The 15,453-nt window shown below is 43.7% G+C and carries 16 protein-coding genes; 4 read left to right on the top strand and 12 right to left on the bottom strand.

The window, feature by feature from the left end:
- Positions 1 to 10: 10 nt before the first annotated feature.
- On the bottom strand, positions 11 to 841 hold the full coding sequence (gene bioH / locus ACFOHL_RS13285) for a pimeloyl-ACP methyl ester esterase BioH (RefSeq protein ID WP_376920720.1): 831 nt from the start codon (positions 839 to 841) through the stop codon (positions 11 to 13).
- A gap of 40 nt (positions 842 to 881) precedes the next feature.
- Here bioH and ACFOHL_RS13280 point away from each other — a divergent pair, with 40 nt between their 5' ends.
- Positions 882 to 1,586 carry a ComF family protein gene (locus ACFOHL_RS13280; RefSeq protein ID WP_376920719.1) on the top strand — a complete coding sequence of 235 codons (705 nt, stop codon included), beginning with the start codon at positions 882 to 884 and terminating at the stop codon, positions 1,584 to 1,586.
- A gap of 6 nt (positions 1,587 to 1,592) precedes the next feature.
- Here the strand turns inward: ACFOHL_RS13280 and ACFOHL_RS13275 are convergent, their stop codons facing one another.
- Positions 1,593 to 4,157, bottom strand: coding sequence for a M14 family zinc carboxypeptidase (locus ACFOHL_RS13275; RefSeq protein WP_376920718.1), 2,565 nt, complete (start codon positions 4,155 to 4,157; stop codon positions 1,593 to 1,595).
- Between the two features lie 137 nt (positions 4,158 to 4,294).
- Here ACFOHL_RS13275 and nfuA point away from each other — a divergent pair, with 137 nt between their 5' ends.
- Positions 4,295 to 4,873 (top strand): Fe-S biogenesis protein NfuA, encoded by a 579-nt coding sequence (gene nfuA, locus ACFOHL_RS13270; protein WP_376920717.1) that lies wholly within the window; start codon positions 4,295 to 4,297, stop codon positions 4,871 to 4,873.
- A gap of 15 nt (positions 4,874 to 4,888) precedes the next feature.
- Here the strand turns inward: nfuA and ACFOHL_RS13265 are convergent, their stop codons facing one another.
- The gene (locus tag ACFOHL_RS13265) at positions 4,889 to 6,220 is read right to left on the bottom strand and encodes an MATE family efflux transporter (protein WP_376920716.1); all 1,332 of its coding nucleotides are present in this window, start codon (positions 6,218 to 6,220) and stop codon (positions 4,889 to 4,891) included.
- 48 nt (positions 6,221 to 6,268) lie between these two features.
- Here ACFOHL_RS13265 and ACFOHL_RS13260 point away from each other — a divergent pair, with 48 nt between their 5' ends.
- The gene (locus ACFOHL_RS13260) at positions 6,269 to 7,393 is read left to right on the top strand and encodes a polysaccharide deacetylase family protein (RefSeq protein WP_376920715.1); all 1,125 of its coding nucleotides are present in this window, start codon (positions 6,269 to 6,271) and stop codon (positions 7,391 to 7,393) included.
- A 34-nt stretch (positions 7,394 to 7,427) separates the two neighbouring features.
- Here ACFOHL_RS13260 and ACFOHL_RS13255 read toward each other — a convergent pair whose 3' ends face one another.
- The 6 genes from ACFOHL_RS13255 to ACFOHL_RS13230 are packed head-to-tail and all read right to left on the bottom strand — an operon-like array spanning position 7,428 to position 11,977.
- Positions 7,428 to 8,036, bottom strand: a complete 609-nt coding sequence (locus ACFOHL_RS13255; protein WP_376920714.1) for a GNAT family N-acetyltransferase — start codon at positions 8,034 to 8,036, stop codon at positions 7,428 to 7,430.
- An 8-nt stretch (positions 8,037 to 8,044) separates the two neighbouring features.
- Entirely contained in the window at positions 8,045 to 8,707 is a 663-nt protein-coding gene (locus tag ACFOHL_RS13250) for an SCO family protein (protein ID WP_376920713.1), read from the bottom strand.
- A 31-nt stretch (positions 8,708 to 8,738) separates the two neighbouring features.
- On the bottom strand, positions 8,739 to 9,635 hold the full coding sequence (gene cyoE, locus ACFOHL_RS13245) for a heme o synthase (RefSeq protein WP_376920712.1): 897 nt from the start codon (positions 9,633 to 9,635) through the stop codon (positions 8,739 to 8,741).
- 33 nt (positions 9,636 to 9,668) lie between these two features.
- Positions 9,669 to 10,652, bottom strand: coding sequence for a COX15/CtaA family protein (locus ACFOHL_RS13240; RefSeq protein ID WP_376920711.1), 984 nt, complete (start codon positions 10,650 to 10,652; stop codon positions 9,669 to 9,671).
- 21 nt (positions 10,653 to 10,673) lie between these two features.
- Positions 10,674 to 11,231, bottom strand: coding sequence for a hypothetical protein (locus tag ACFOHL_RS13235; RefSeq protein WP_376920710.1), 558 nt, complete (start codon positions 11,229 to 11,231; stop codon positions 10,674 to 10,676).
- Between the two features lie 50 nt (positions 11,232 to 11,281).
- A complete protein-coding gene (locus ACFOHL_RS13230) occupies positions 11,282 to 11,977 on the bottom strand; it encodes an SURF1 family protein (RefSeq protein ID WP_376920709.1) in 696 nt (231 codons plus the stop codon).
- A 45-nt stretch (positions 11,978 to 12,022) separates the two neighbouring features.
- On the opposite strand from ACFOHL_RS13230, the gene ACFOHL_RS13225 reads away from it, so the two are divergent.
- Positions 12,023 to 12,229 carry a DUF2909 domain-containing protein gene (locus ACFOHL_RS13225; protein ID WP_376920929.1) on the top strand — a complete coding sequence of 69 codons (207 nt, stop codon included), beginning with the start codon at positions 12,023 to 12,025 and terminating at the stop codon, positions 12,227 to 12,229.
- 52 nt (positions 12,230 to 12,281) lie between these two features.
- Here ACFOHL_RS13225 and ACFOHL_RS13220 read toward each other — a convergent pair whose 3' ends face one another.
- From ACFOHL_RS13220 to ctaD, 3 genes are read right to left on the bottom strand one after another with little or no spacing between them, the layout of a single operon-like run.
- Entirely contained in the window at positions 12,282 to 13,163 is an 882-nt protein-coding gene (locus ACFOHL_RS13220) for a cytochrome c oxidase subunit 3 (protein ID WP_376920708.1), read from the bottom strand.
- Positions 13,164 to 13,165: 2 nt separating this feature from the next.
- Positions 13,166 to 13,786: a cytochrome c oxidase assembly protein gene (locus tag ACFOHL_RS13215; RefSeq protein ID WP_376920707.1), complete on the bottom strand. Its 621-nt coding sequence runs from the start codon at positions 13,784 to 13,786 to the stop codon at positions 13,166 to 13,168.
- A gap of 34 nt (positions 13,787 to 13,820) precedes the next feature.
- Positions 13,821 to 15,449 (bottom strand): cytochrome c oxidase subunit I, encoded by a 1,629-nt coding sequence (ctaD, locus tag ACFOHL_RS13210; RefSeq protein WP_376920706.1) that lies wholly within the window; start codon positions 15,447 to 15,449, stop codon positions 13,821 to 13,823.
- Positions 15,450 to 15,453: the final 4 nt, after the last annotated feature.

Below are 15,453 nucleotides of genomic sequence, written 5' to 3'. Positions count from 1 at the left end.
TTCTAAAACTTTAGTTTTTTATCACGGCCAAGTTTAATAAAAAGTGTTGTAGCGATGCGATGAATGCTTCAGTGTGAGATAAAAAAGGCGCGTGAGCCGCTTTGCGTAACACCTCAACCTCGGTATGACTAGTGCAAGCCTGAATGTACGGAATAACTTGGCGAGGAACAAGACTGTCTAAATAACCAAATATGGCAAGATGCGGGCAAGTGATCCTTGACCAAGTAGATCGTAAATCTTCGTTTAGTAGTATGTCTAAACCATCAGATAGGGCAGAGCCAGAAGCCGCAGGATATTTAAAAATATTATCTTGAATTAACTTGTTTTGCTGTCGCTGATTGTCAATGCCCATGTTTTGAATCGCAATAAAACGCTTGATTGTACTTTGCGTTTGCTCGACCAATTGTGATTTAAACTTTTTGAGCACATCAACTTTTATACCTGGCCAATCTTCCGTTTCTGCAAACTTTGGAGAAGATGAGACTGTGACTAGCCCCATTATGTCCTCTCGCTTGACGGCAAGCTGACTCGCCACAAGTCCTCCTAGAGACCATCCCACGAGTATCGCATTTTTCGGCACTCTCAGGTTCAAATCGTCACATAAGGACTGTAAATCAAAACTTGCGACTTCTTTTCCTTTACCGACTTCTGCCCGTTCACCGTAGCCAAGTAAATCAACAAATTGCAAATTACCGTTTATGCCCTGCTCACGTAAAGCCTGTTGCATTTTATCAAGTTGCGGAAAAATAGCTTCCCATACGCCTTTATTCATGCCCCAACCATGGATAAAAACAATATTAAATTCAGTACTTTTGGTCGGGGGCGCTTGCTTTGAGAGCATAGTAAACTTGTATAGAGAAAAACGAAGAAAGTGTTCATATATGGTAAAGCGACTACCGCTAATATGCCAACAAATTATCGGTTCGCTCGGTACTCGCCAATGCTACATTTGTGATCAAGAATCTAATGAGCTTGTTTGTGACTATTGTTTGCACGACACAGATTTCGCGCACTTTCCTGTGCCGGGTATGGACTTATTAGAGTTAGAATTTATTAGTAAGCGCCTACTATCAATTAATTACAATAATTTAAGAGCTATTGCTTACCACCATGGCATTTTGGCATCACTGATAAATCAACTTAAATTTAGTCAAAAGCCATTGGTGGCGGATATTCTAGGTACTTTTTTCGAGACTTATGTACTTCATCGACTTTCGCAGCTCGAAGCATTACCTGAAGCGTTAATGCCCATGCCAATCTCATCTTGGCGCTTTATGCAACGGCAATACAACCAGTCTTGGCTGCTTGCCAAAGCAATAAATCGCTACCATAAAATACCCATTATTCAACCTGTCATAAGGCACCGACACACCAAACAACAAAGCCGACTAAGCAGAGAGCAACGACTGGCCAATACAAACGACGCTTTTTCTCTTCGCGAGCCTATCAAGGTACAACATATTGGTATTGTCGAAGATGTGATTACAACCGGCGCTAGTATGTACAACCTGTGCGAATGTATACGCAGCCATACACCAGATATAAAAATTTCTGTCTGGTGTATGGCAGTGACGAAAGTCGAATAAAGGGGACTAATTCATCAACCCAGACATGTATATAGCATTTGCCATAAGTTTGTTTGTGCCGTCCCAATACCCTCTGAAATGGATATTATCAACAAAACTGATCACGATACCTTGTCCTTTGGGACTCACATTTATTGCCACGCTTTTCTCAATCAATTTTTGCATTTCTGGAGCGGTAAACCCGCCCAACAACGGAGATTCAGGGTATAGCGCCAGATCCCTAAAAGGGTCATCAATTTTTTCTAAAACAAAATTGTGGGTTTTAAACACAGGGAGTCGCGAGGACGAAAAGCCAAAAAACAAAGGGTGGCTTAAATCGATTTCGGTTTCGTAAGATGCGCCAGCCACCAGCTTTTTAGCCCTCAGTGCCGCTTTGTCTTTAAACGCGAGTTCTTTGGTATCGAAAGCTCTATCTATCGCTTCATTGGATAAAACTTCATTTTCTAACCATGCGTTTTTTACGAACCAAGGGACGGCTGTACGTTGACCAATCATCACTCCGCCTTGATTTATCCAACGGGATAGTTTTTCTTTTGTTTTGCCAGAAACAGTACCATAGTTACCCGAGGCAAATATAATGTGACTATACTGCGTAATATCAATTGTCCCCAGATCAGACAAATCTACTAGGCTGGCAGCAATACCGATTCGCGTATCCAAGTAATGCCAGATTTCTCCCACTTCGTACTGGGATGTGCCTTTACCGCCCACCAGCAATACCGAGGGATTCTCAAGAGGCACAATGGATGGACTACCTAAATCAACCCCCTCTAGAGTAAAGCCACTGCTCATACTTTTTACTGCCATGCTGCCATGCTCTTTTTCAAAACGTGCGATATGTTCGCTCGCTTTCGTCAAGTCGTTGGCAGCAGCAATAATAACGATTGTCCCTGCACCAAAATCAATACGTGTACCTGCTTCAATAGAAGAAAACGCCTCTCCTGCTACACGTAATTTCAAACCAGCATCAAGTAAGTGCTGGGTAAGTAAAGGGGCTTTGTAGTCATACCACTCATACACTAAAGCAACAGCGTCAGTGTTAATAGACGAGGCTTGTGCTGTAGCTGGGTGATATGCTTTGGTCTTTATTTTTCTTTTTACTGAGTTGCTAACCGCCGCATATTCTAAGTTAAAGGCCAGCGCAATATTCCAGTTTGATACATCGTAAAAAGTGTTATCGGGAAACTCTTTACGCTCACTAAACAAAGATCGAATCAATCTATATTGCAACTGATCCAAAGGGACAAAAACACTGTTATCCGCGGTAAAATTGAGTTGTTCGATGGACACGTCCTTAGACAAGCTCATCCAAGTTATATTGTGCGCTTGTAAAATTGACAACATGCGTTCAAAACGCGAGTGGTCTTTTCCTTTGCGAATGATATAACCCTTAATATCATCGTCTTTAATACGCTGCTGAGTTTCTCGATAAAACTGTTGTTGATAGGCGAGAATAGCGTTTTTATTTGCCAAAGCTCCTTCAAAGGTCGATAAAGAAGTGGTCAATTGATTTTGAATGGTGCGCGGGAAGTCAAGATCGCCGTTTATCGAAGCTTGTTTGTGACCACGACTACTGGCTTGTTCAAATAAAATACCGATACTGCCATGGGCATCCGGATAAGTAGACCCTTTGCCATAGTAAAAATCATCAAAGCGTTCCTGTGAAAAATACAGCTGCTTATCATCATCAAGTGCTTTAGCGTGAAACTTGGCCAGTTCGGTAGTGAGTGTGACGTTAGTATCCGGCGTAAGAGGATTTTTGCGACTAGGGACACCCGGCTGGAAAAAGTACGTACTGTCTGTGCCCATTTCATGAAAATCGGTCAATATATGCGGACGCCAAGCCTGAAATTGTGCCACCCTTGCTTTGGACTCTGGATGCGTAAGCAACAACCAGTCACGATTCAAGTCAAACCAATAATGATTGGTTCTGCCCGAGGGCCAGTGTTCGCGATGCTCCCTATGCTGTTTGTCTGCGACAAGCGTGTAGCCCTTGTGCATGTTTGCCCATTGCGAAAAGCGGGATAAACCATCAGGATTCATTACTGGGTCAAGTAAAACCACAGATTCGGCCAACAAGGTGTCGACAGCTTGATCCTCTGAGGCTGCTAAATAATAGGCTAAAAGTAAAGCTGCATTTGCGCCAGAAGGCTCGTTACCATGCACAGAATAACCCATATAGAAAATTAGCGGATCGCTTTCTGAGGCAGCTGAGCCATCCTGTATACGCTGTATATGCTTGGTTCTAATACTGGTGAGATTGTCTTGGTTCGCTCGATTTGTAATAGTCAGCAACAGTAGTGGGCGCTGTTCGTGTGTGTAGCCAGTAACTTCCATGGATACTCTATCCGAACGTTCAGCCAAAACCTCCATATACCGCACTATTTGATCATGGCGTACATGCCATGTACCCACTGTATAGCCCAATACCTCGGATGGCGTAGGTATATCAGGGTTATATTCCCCAGAAGGCAAGTAATCTTGATCTTTTTGTTTGATATTCGGGTGGCTTGCCCCCACACTACCGGCAAAAAGTAGTAAAAGTACAAAACTGCTTAACACACGCAGCATACAATCTGTCCTTATCATTTTTATTGTTCGCAATATGATACGCAATTTTTTGCTAAATGGACAAAACTAAGAAATACTTGACTGTTTTACTCAAGTAATTTTGTTATACTAATGACAATTCGTTTGATGAGGTCCTTATGGTTAATATTTCTGAAAAAGCCCAAGAACATTTTGGAAAATTACTTTCGCAACAACAAGAAGGCACAAACATTCGTGTATTTGTTGTTAATCCCGGTACAGCTAAAGCCGAGTGCGGGGTGTCATACTGCCCACCTGAAGCCGTTGAAGAAACGGATATCAGATTGCCATTTAATGGCTTTGATGCCGTGATTGATGAAGAAAGTGCACCTTTCTTAGAAGAAGCCGAAATTGACTTTGTCACCGATCAAATGGGCTCGCAACTCACACTAAAGGCACCCAACGCTAAAGCACGCAAATTGGCTGACGACGCGCCATTGGTCGATCGCGTAAACTACTTGATAGAAACGGAGATCAATCCTCAATTGGCTAACCACGGTGGTCAAGTTATGCTAGTTGAAATAACGGAAGAGGGTGCAGCAATCCTTCAATTTGGAGGCGGTTGTAATGGGTGTTCAATGGTCGATGTAACCCTAAAAGACGGCATTGAAAAACAGATGTTAGAGCAGTTTGCAGGAGAAATAACCGCTGTCAAGGACGCAACCGAGCACCAAGCCGGTGAACATTCATATTATTAGTAAATGTACAAGGCGCTAAGGTTGACCAAATAGCCTTGTATGGGGATAACGGCGAGTATTCAAGTAATAATCGCCCCACAACAATACGCCTCGACTAGCCAAAAATGCAAGGAGCGCTAACCAAAGTGCCATGTTACCTGAGCTATTATTCAGGTAATACGTAGGTAAAAATACACAAAGTGTGCTTATCAACATTGTGTTTCTCATGGTTTTACCTGCCGTCAGCCCCACGTAAACGCCATCAAATAAAAAGCACCAATGGCTGACTAGAGGCAAAAGAAGGACGAGGACATGATAGTCCTCAAACAAAATAAAAAGGTCTTCGTTGTTCGAAAGCAAGCGCAAAATTTCGTCACCAAACACATAGAATACAGTGGTATATAGAAGGGCAATGATGCTCGACCATATCAATCCTGTGTTGACCTCTTTTTTTAGTGACACAAAGTCTTTTTGTCCTTTTGCACGCCCGACCAGTGATTCAACGGCATTGGCGATCCCATCTAAACCTAGTGCAATCAGCGAGAAAAACTGCATCAAAATTGCGTTCATCGCCGCGGCCTCAGTGCCGTAGCCCACCCCAATCAAGGTGACAAAAGCAAGAGTAAACTGTAGTGCTAAGTTGCGAATAAATATATTTGCATTCAGACTGGCAAGTCTCAGTAAAGACGCAAGGTTTGGTAAATTCAAATCGTAGGCCTGTCCAGACAAGGCTTTTACCACCAAGCTGAAACACATCACTACGCTGGCGTATTCCGCCACCAAGGTGCCCGCAGCGACGCCCGTTACGCCCCAATCAAAAAAGTAGACGAATACAAGACTTGCAATAATATTGATGATATTGGTAAACACCTGAATGATGAGGACTGACCGCGTGAGCTGCTGCCCCACTAGCCAACCAATGAGCACTAAATTAGTTAGTGCTGCGGGAGCTCCCCATATTCGCGTTTCGAAATAGTCGACTGTACTCTGATTAGTTAGTCCTTGCTCCCCTACAAACCAAAGACCAGCCTTTAAAATAAGTGGATTGAGCAACAATATGACAATGGCTAACAATATACTCGCAAGTACGCCCTGCACAACGACATTTACTTTGCTTTGTGCACGAGTAGGGTCAGCTTGAGCACTAAGTCCAGTAATCGACATTTTTAAAAAACCACATACCCAATACAACTGAGTAATAATCAGGCTGCCAACGGCTGCCCCCGCCAAATAGTGCAGCCCACCCATGCGACCTAAAATTGCGGTATCAACCAGACCTAACAAGGGCGTAGTAATATTTGCTACAATAAGTGGAAAAGCGATGCTAAGAAGCCGTTTATGCCTAAGCTGTGTCTGCGGTGCTAACATTTGAATACGCATGTTCCTATTAGGGTCTAAAAATTATAAGGCGAAAGAATGAGAGTATATCAAGCGATGATGTTGATCACATTGTTGTTGATGAGTTTTGTTAGCGACAGTGCGCGTAAAGAAGAGTCAGTGCAAACTAGTCTGCAACATGCATCATTTACGATTTTGCAATATCATCATATCAGTGACAGTACACCCGCGATTACATCGACACCACCCGCAATATTTGCAGAGCATCTACAATATATCAGTGAACATCATACTGTTATCAGCCTAGAAGAAGCACTTGACGCTGTTTTAAATCGAAAATCCCTCCCTTCAAATGCAGTAGTCATTAGCTTTGACGATGGATATCTAAGTATATTTGAAAACGCTCATCCTTTATTAGCCAAGTACGCTATGCCCTATACCGTCTTTATCAATCCTGACGAATTAGCGCATAGCTATCTGCAACTCAACTGGCAGCAAATAAAAAGCATGATGCCTTTGGCAACCTTTGCAAACCACACGCTGGATCATATTCATTTAGCAGAAAGAATAGCCAACGAAAGCGAACAAGATTGGCTAAATCGAGTATTGGCGAACATCCAAAATGCTGAGAAAAAAATTGAATTGCAACTTGGCTACAGTAAAAAGTGGTTAGCCTACCCATATGGCGAGTATAACACTGTGCTAAAAAACGCCTTGCTTGACTTGGATTACATTGGTTTTGCCCAGCACTCTGGTGCGGTAGCGGAATACTCTGATTTTGGTGCTTTACCCCGTTTTCCTGCCGCCGGTATATACGCCAACCTAAACACGCTAAAGCTTAAAATGCACACCTTGCCTATGCCAATTGAGACTAGCTCCATACAAGACCCAGTTAAGCAAGCAGGATCAAAGCTGGCAGAATACACACTGACCACAACGCCGCTTGATGTAAACGTCGGTATTCTCTCTGCCGCTGATATGCATTACCAACACTTTGCCTGTTACTTTAATGGTGAAGCCTTGCCAGTAACAACAAACAAAGTAAACAAGGCTATGGAAATCACGGTTAACTTTACTCATGAATTTTCGCCCGGCCGCACACGAGTAAACTGCACCGCACCCAGTCTTACGCAAAAGGGCCGTTTTTATTGGTACAGCCAAGCGTTTTTCGTACCGAAAGAAAATGGAGAGTACTTGGAGTAAAGCAATTGAAATTTGCGTACAAGATGGAGACTGGTTAGCCAACCGAGTCTAGTGGGAGCACCAAACGCAAAAAAAACTGTTCAGTAGGAGGAAAATAAGTGCGTTTTGCTTGTCTGAAATGCCACTTTTCGTAAAAGGCCAACGCGGCCTCGTTGTTTTCGTCGACATCAAGCACAAGCAGCTCTTTGCTCATCTGCCTTGCTTGGCGCACAACATAGCTTAACAACTTACTCGCTACCCCGATCCCCTGAAAATCTGGCCGGACAGACAAATGCCCCAAACACAACTCACTCGCAGTCGGAGGCGGGAACAAATCTACGAGTAAAGGATTAATACTGATTACATGCGTCATTTGTGCGGGACTTAAAAACCGCGCGATACTCTGCAGCGTACCATCGTGAAATTCCACAGGCATGTCTGCGTGCCAAATACTTACACAAGCAACGACCTCATGGTTCATAGTAGCCACGCGATGTCGTCGTGCGCTGAATTGTCCGTCGTGTTGCGCAACTGCAGCTTTTAAAAACGACTCTGCGTCTTTTGTTGAACCGAATATGTAAGCAAGTAACTCTGGTGCTGAAGCTAAAATCAGAGGAACAAGCAAATCCGCTTGTTCAAGCTCACCTTGTCTCAGGGTTAGCAAAGGGATACCTACATCGAACTAAGTAATAGGGGCATATCATTCAATATTTGTTGCATATCACTTGTGGCTATTTTTCCCGGCTCGTGAACGGGCTTAAATCTTCCAACCACCTTGGCCTCTGGGTTGATGACGACTATAGATGCACTATGATCTACAAGATAGTTGGGATCGTCACTATTCGTAGTCATCGAGTACATCATCCCCATACTTCTTACCAATGGAAACAATTGTTCGTGATCACCCGTGGCAGCAACAAAATCTGGATTAAAATAGCTGACATATTCATTAAGTCGCTCAATCGTATCCCGCTTTGGATCGACAGAAAGAAACCAGACCTGTAAGGGACTATCTGCCGCTAGTGCCTTCAATTCAGGATAAACTTTATTGATTTCAGCTAATGTAACGGGGCAGATATCAGGGCAGAAAGTATAGCCTACAAAAGCCAGTGTCCACTTGCCTATCAGACTTTGCTTGTTCATTGGCGATTGGTTGTGCTGGGTAATGTTAAACTCTGTGATTTGCCGAGGTTCTGGATACCAATGCAAGTATTGCGTCCGCTCGGATAGGGGTAAAGGCTTTGCTACATCTTTTACGCCCGTAGCATTCGATAAATAAATCCCTATGAGCAATGCCACTGCGCCAAACAATATTACCCACTTTTTTTGCATCAATCTCTCCACTGCTTTTTGGTTTACCTATTTTTTATAGGTAATGATCCAGCAAAAGTAAGACAAAGAGAAGCATTAGATGCAAGATTGAAAATTTAAATGTATCCATTGCCGTTGTTTTCGAGGGAAAAAATTTTAACTTGCATGCCATGTACACAAACCAAGCATTTAAAATACTCGAGCCCATGAGGTAAATGCCCCCACTCATACCAACCAAATAAGGTAAGGCGCAAACCAAACAAAGCAGTACAGTATATAGCAAAACACATGTTTTGGTAAACGCAATACCATGGGTGTTGGGTAACATCGGGATGTTTGCTTTGGCGTAGTCTTTTTCACGGTGGATGGCCAAGGCCCAAAAATGGGGGGGCGTCCAAGTAAAGACGATAAGTACCAACAACAGCCCATATGCATGAATTTCACCTGTGACGGCAGTCCAACCCAACAAAGGCGGTGTCGCGCCTGCCAATCCACCAATGACAATGTTTTGCGGTGTAGCGCGTTTTAAGTACATGGTGTAGATGAATGCGTACCCGACTAAGCTAGCTAAAGTTAGCCATGCTGTTAGCATATTTACATACACAGCCAGTACAAAAAAACCCACGATAGCCAGTACCAATGCAAAAGCAAGTGCACGTCTTGGTGATACCTTTCCTCTAGCGACTGGTCGATTAAAGGTGCGCGCCATTACGCTGTCTATTTTATGATCGACAACATGATTGACGACTGCCGCTGATGAAGACAACATGCCTATTCCTAGCATGCCAGCAATTAAAATTTGAGGTTCAAGCCAAGATGGCGTCGCTAAACACATTCCCACCAGTGCTGTGAGTAGTAACAACATGACCACTCTAGGCTTGGTAAGTTCATAGTAGTCTCTCCACCCTGAGTGCGATGCAATGCCTTTTGATAAAACCGCCTGCTTTGCCATGACTCGATCCTCGCTCTCTCAATAGGTAATCAGTTAATATTTTCGGTACATCGTGTAAGTGATCAAAATCATCACTAGTAGTAAGCATGCAGCCATAGCGTTGTGCATAACCGCTACAGATAGAGGCAAAGAGTACACAACATTACTTAAACCCAAGGCAACTTGAATGCCCAGCACGACGACCAGCAATGAACACAAGCGCTTGATTAAGCCCGACTCTGACTTTCTCCAAAGCGCAACAGCTAACCAACAAAAATAAATAAAAACAACAATAGCCCCTAATCGATGCATGACGTGCATGGTCATCCTATCTTCATAAGGATGCACACCAAATTCGTAGTTGTCTGCAGCGGGTACGCTAAACGCTCCCGCAAAATTAAGCTTTGCCACCCAATTTCCTTCACAAAATGGAAGCTCTGTGCATGCCAACGAGGCGTAGTTTGCTGAAGTCCAGCCGCCTAATGCAATCTGAGCCACCAACAAAAAAATGCCGAAAGCACCAAATTTAGCTAAATAGCGAATCTTGGAATCACCGCCGGGTATTCGATAGGGTGTCAGGCGGAGATACAATAGGAACAATAACGAGAGCACCGTAAAGCCACCCAATAAATGTCCCATCACCACAACGGGTAAGAGATTTAATGTGACGGTCCACATGCCCAGCAGACCTTGAAATATCACCATTAAGAGCAATAAGAAGGGTAAAAAAAACGGCCCTGTTTTTCCTCTGAAGCGCCTAATAAGTGCAGCAAAAAAAATCAACAATATAAAAAAACCTAATGCCGCGGCAAAATAACGGTGGATCATTTCATTCCAAGCTTTTTCGGCTTCAAACGGCCGCTCAGGAAAAGCATGATTTGCGGCTTCTATTTGATCAGCGGCTTGAGGAACGAGTAGCTTTCCGTAGCAGCCAGGCCAATCAGGGCAGCCTAAGCCCGCATCAGTCAGACGCGTGTATGCACCGAGTACTATCACCACGAAAGCTAGAAAAATACTGAACAGCGCGAGTTTTCTCATTCTTGCTACACCTGTTGCGCATCAACCGATTCGAGAGAGTTTTAACAGTTTTCTCAAATCAGCCAACATATCCCGACTATCCATGATTGCTTGGTCTTTATTGGCAACACTCGGATACGAAAGCACTAAATTGTTTAAAGTATCAGCAATAAAAATAGCATTAACATCTGCATGTTTAAATACTTTATTAACATCATTTGCATCTTTATGTAACAACTCAAGTCCATCGCTGTTTTCAAGTAATGCTACCGAATCTGGATCGCTGTGCTCAGTCGCCAAAAATACCGCATTTACTCGGCTACTTTCTCTCCCCACTGCGGCTTTGACTTGTCCGATAGCATAGATTGCATTTTTACATTCCTGTTGACATTCTGCTGGAAGTACATAAACGAAGTGCCATTTTTTTTCTGCTTCTTGCAACAGTGCAGTAGCATCTATCGTAGGCTGCAGCAATTGACCTCTATTCGTTGAACCTTTGTCAAACCAATCCTGATCCAAAGCTAATTTTGCAAGTACAACGGGCAGCACAAACACGACCACCAACATGACAATACTCATTTTGTGTCGTTGTATCTTCATTCACTTTTCCTCCACATCATCAGCACCAAGTAAAACGACTGAATTTCAGGCTATTTTTGTTTAGTTAAGGCAACAATAAAAACACTCAAGCCCGCAATACCTAAGCCAAACCACTGAATAGCATAGCCAAGATGCTTTTCGGGCGGCATTACAACAGGCTGCCATTCGCGAATAAAAGGCGAAGCCGCTTCTGCATTCGCAAGTACAACAAAAGGCAATACATCTTCACCTAAAAACTTCTCCATCAATGCAATATCAAGCTGTTGTAAGCGAACGGGAAACTCACCATAAGCAGTATTCGTCTCGGTCACGAAGATGTTATTGCTTGGCATTGCGATAACACCTGAAACATCGACATGTCCTTCCATCACATCCACCACAGGCAATATCCGCTTAGTCGATTCTCCCGCTACCCAACCGAGGTTGACTGCCACATTTCCGGTATTGGTTTTTAATATCTGAATCAAATGATAACCCGTTCTGCCCTCATACAGTTTATTGTCTATGTAAAACAGCTTGTTTAGTGCCAACCCGCTTAAGGACAGAGTAAAGTCAAGATGTGACGCCGGAGCTTTGACGACGTCTTCTAAACGCAAAGGGTTTGCATCTTGCCGTTGCTCAATTTGCAGTATGCGTTGCTCTTTTTGTGCTTTTCGTTCCAACTGCCAAAAACCCAAAGCAAACATCGTGACAATACAAGCAATTGCGACTATGGTTAATAATACTGAACGATAACTATGCCTCACCTTTGGCCTTCACCAGTGGTGACAAACACAGGGATAAAATACATGTTGTTCGTCAAAATTACCGTGGGCGCCTTGCTTGTTTTTATGATTTTTAACTTATTCAAAGCCATGATGATTATGCTCAAAGGAGATAGCCAAGAACCCATGAGTAAATATATTGGTCGTAGAGTGCTAACTTCAGCTGCCATAATGATCATTTTATTGATTGCGATGGCAACAGGCCTAATCACTCCCAATCCGCGTCCTTACTAAAAAATTTACCCAACAATCACGGGTAGGCTGCTCTCCTTTCCTCCGCACTCGCTCACAAAATGTAAACAAAGAAAAACAGCAACAACCAAACAACATCAACAAAGTGCCAATACCAACTACCGGCCTGAAACGCAAAGTGTTCTTTTGGCGTAAAATGTCCCTTGAGTACCCTAAAAAACAATACAATAAGAATAATGGTTCCCAGAGTCACATGCATGCCATGAAAGCCTGTCAGCATGAAGAAAGTGTTGCCATAAACGCCCGACTGCAGAGTTAAACCTAAATCTCTGTATGCATGAATGTATTCCCATACTTGTAAGACCAAAAACACAGAGCCCAACAAAATGGTCACGGCCAACATTACAGATAATTGCTTGCGCTTATTTTGCTCTAGGCCGACATGCGCAAAATGCAAAGTAACAGAAGATACGACTAAAATTATGGTATTTATGGCAGGCAAGCCTTTCCAACCCATAGCAGTGGTTTCCGTTCCCGCCGGCGTCGTCAACAGTGGCCACATCGCCTCGAAAGTAGGCCAGAGGACTTCGTTAGTCATGGCGTTGTTTGAAGCGCCACCTAGCCAAGGCACCGCGATAATTCTGGTGTAAAACAAGGCACCAAAAAATGCAGCAAAAAACATCACTTCAGAAAATATAAACCACGCCATCCCTTGTCGATAGGAACGGCCTAACTGAGCGCTGTACAAACCACTCATGGATTCATCAATTTGATTTTTAAACCATCCTGTCACCATCACTAATAAGGTAATTAATCCCAAGACAAGTATGTAGCCACCTAATCCCTCTTTTCCCTTAGATACTTCCACTACATAGTTACCCGCTCCAACGGCAATTAGAAATAGCGCGACGGCACCGACAATTGGCCAAATGCTTTGTTCGGGCACGTAATATTTTTGGTATTCTTGCTCAGCCATTGCTATCTCCCTAGGCTACTGTTCATTGCTACAATCTCTGGCGTATCAAGGCGCTCAGTAATATCGTAAAGTGTGTATTGCAAAGTAAAATAAGTGATGTCTTTAGGTAATTGCGGATCGATAAAAAATGTCATCGGCATAATCGCTTCTTCACCAGCCTTTAGGGGTTGATGATTGAAGCAAAAGCACTCTGTTTTGTTCATATACAGTGCGGCCTTTCCCGGAGAAATGGATGGAATGGCTTGTGCGACGATATCTCGGGTAGCGGGGTTTTTCACATAAAAATCGACCTTGGCCAATTTTCCAGGGTGCACCTCAATACTCTTTGTTTGTACTGAAAACTCCCAAGGCATGCCACCGTTAGTCCGCGTGATAAAATCGACCGTAATAAGGCGTGATTCATCTACCAGTTGCGGCTTATACACTGCCGCACTGTCGCCTGTCTTACCATTGATACCCGCAATGTCGCAAAAAACATCGTACAAGGGCACAAGGGCAAAGCCAAAAGCAAACATCCCAATGACTACAAATACAAGTTTTGCAACCGTACGACCATGGCTAGGGTACTGCTCACCCTTGAGATGCACCTTATCGATATGTGACTTGGTTTCGGCTTCTGGCATCTATCCCTCCACTTCCTTACAGCACTAGGTGCTATTATTTAACCTGAGGCGGTGTATCGAAGGTATGATAAGGTGCCGGCGAAGGTATCTCCCACTCTAAACCATCAGCACCATCCCATACTTGGTCAGATACTGGCTCACCCTGCTTTTTGCAGGCTTTTACGATTAGTACAAGGAAAATAAGCTGCGACAACCCAAAGGCAAAGCCACCAATACTGATCCACTGGTTAAAGTCAGCAAACTGCAAGGCATAGTCAGGTATGCGTCTGGGCATGCCGGCCAATCCGACAAAGTGCATGGGGAAAAACAAAACATTGACCGAAATCAGCGAACACCAAAAGTGCCACTTTGCCAATGTCACGTCAAACATGCGTCCCGTCCATTTGGGCAGCCAATAATAAACCGCAGCCATGATTGAGAATACCGCTCCGGTAACCAATACATAGTGGAAGTGGGCGACGACAAAATAGGTATCATGGTATTGGAAGTCAACCGGTGTAATTGCCAGCATTAGCCCAGATAACCCACCAATGGTGAACAAGACAATAAAGGCAATAGCAAATAGCATAGGGATCTCAAAACTGATTGAACCGCGCCACATCGTCGCCACCCAGTTAAATACTTTTACCCCAGTGGGGACTGAAATTAACATAGTGGCGAACATGAAAAACATTTCCCATTCGACTGGCATACCCGTGGTAAACATATGATGCGCCCAGACTACAAAAGAGAGTAAGGCTATCGACGCTGTGGCATACACCATTGATGCATAGCCAAATAGCTTTTTACGAGAGAAGGTCGGCACTATTTGCGAGATGATACCAAAAGCAGGCAAAATCATAATGTAGACTTCAGGATGCCCAAAAAACCAAAAAATATGTTGGAACATAACCGGATCACCGCCACCAGCAGCGTCAAAGAAGCTTGTACCAAAATACTTATCCGTCAAAACCATGGTCACCACGCCAGCAAGAACAGGCATGACAGCAATCAACAAGAATGCAGTGATTAACCACGTCCAAACAAACATCGGCATTTTCATTAAGGTCATTCCAGGCGCGCGCATATTAAATATCGTTACGATGACATTGATTGCGCCCATGATTGAGCTAATACCCATTATGTGCACAGAAAAAACAAATAAAGCCGTACTGTCTCCGCTATACGTTGTCGAGAGTGGCGCGTAGAAAGTCCAACCAAATGAAGGACCGCCTCCTTCCATAAATAGCGAAGACAACAAGATTAAAAAGGCAAACGGTAATATCCAAAATGACCAATTGTTCATGCGCGGCAGCGCCATGTCAGGCGCGCCAATCATCATGGGTACGAGCCAGTTCGCTAAACCAGTAAAAGCTGGCATCACGGCACCAAATACCATGATTAGTCCATGTACAGTTGTCATTTGGTTGAAGAAGTTGGGGTCAACAATTTGCAAGCCTGGCTGGAACAGTTCAGCACGAATGACCATCGCCATCGCGCCACCGACCAAAAACATAATAAACGCAAACCACAGATACAATGTACCTATGTCTTTGTGATTAGTGGTGAGTAACCAGCGCGATAAGCCCTTTGGAATATGGTGGTGGTGATCGTCATGCGCGTGGTCATCGTGTGCATCACTGCCTGTTTTTGGTTCTTGTATTGGGTCAGTTATTGAAGTCATAGTG

The organism is Agaribacter flavus (assembly GCF_042646125.1).
GTDB classification, from domain to species: Bacteria; Pseudomonadota; Gammaproteobacteria; order Enterobacterales; family Alteromonadaceae; genus Glaciecola; species Glaciecola flavus.
Note: the sequence above shows the minus strand (reverse complement) of the source record. Positions and strands in the feature narration are given on the sequence as shown.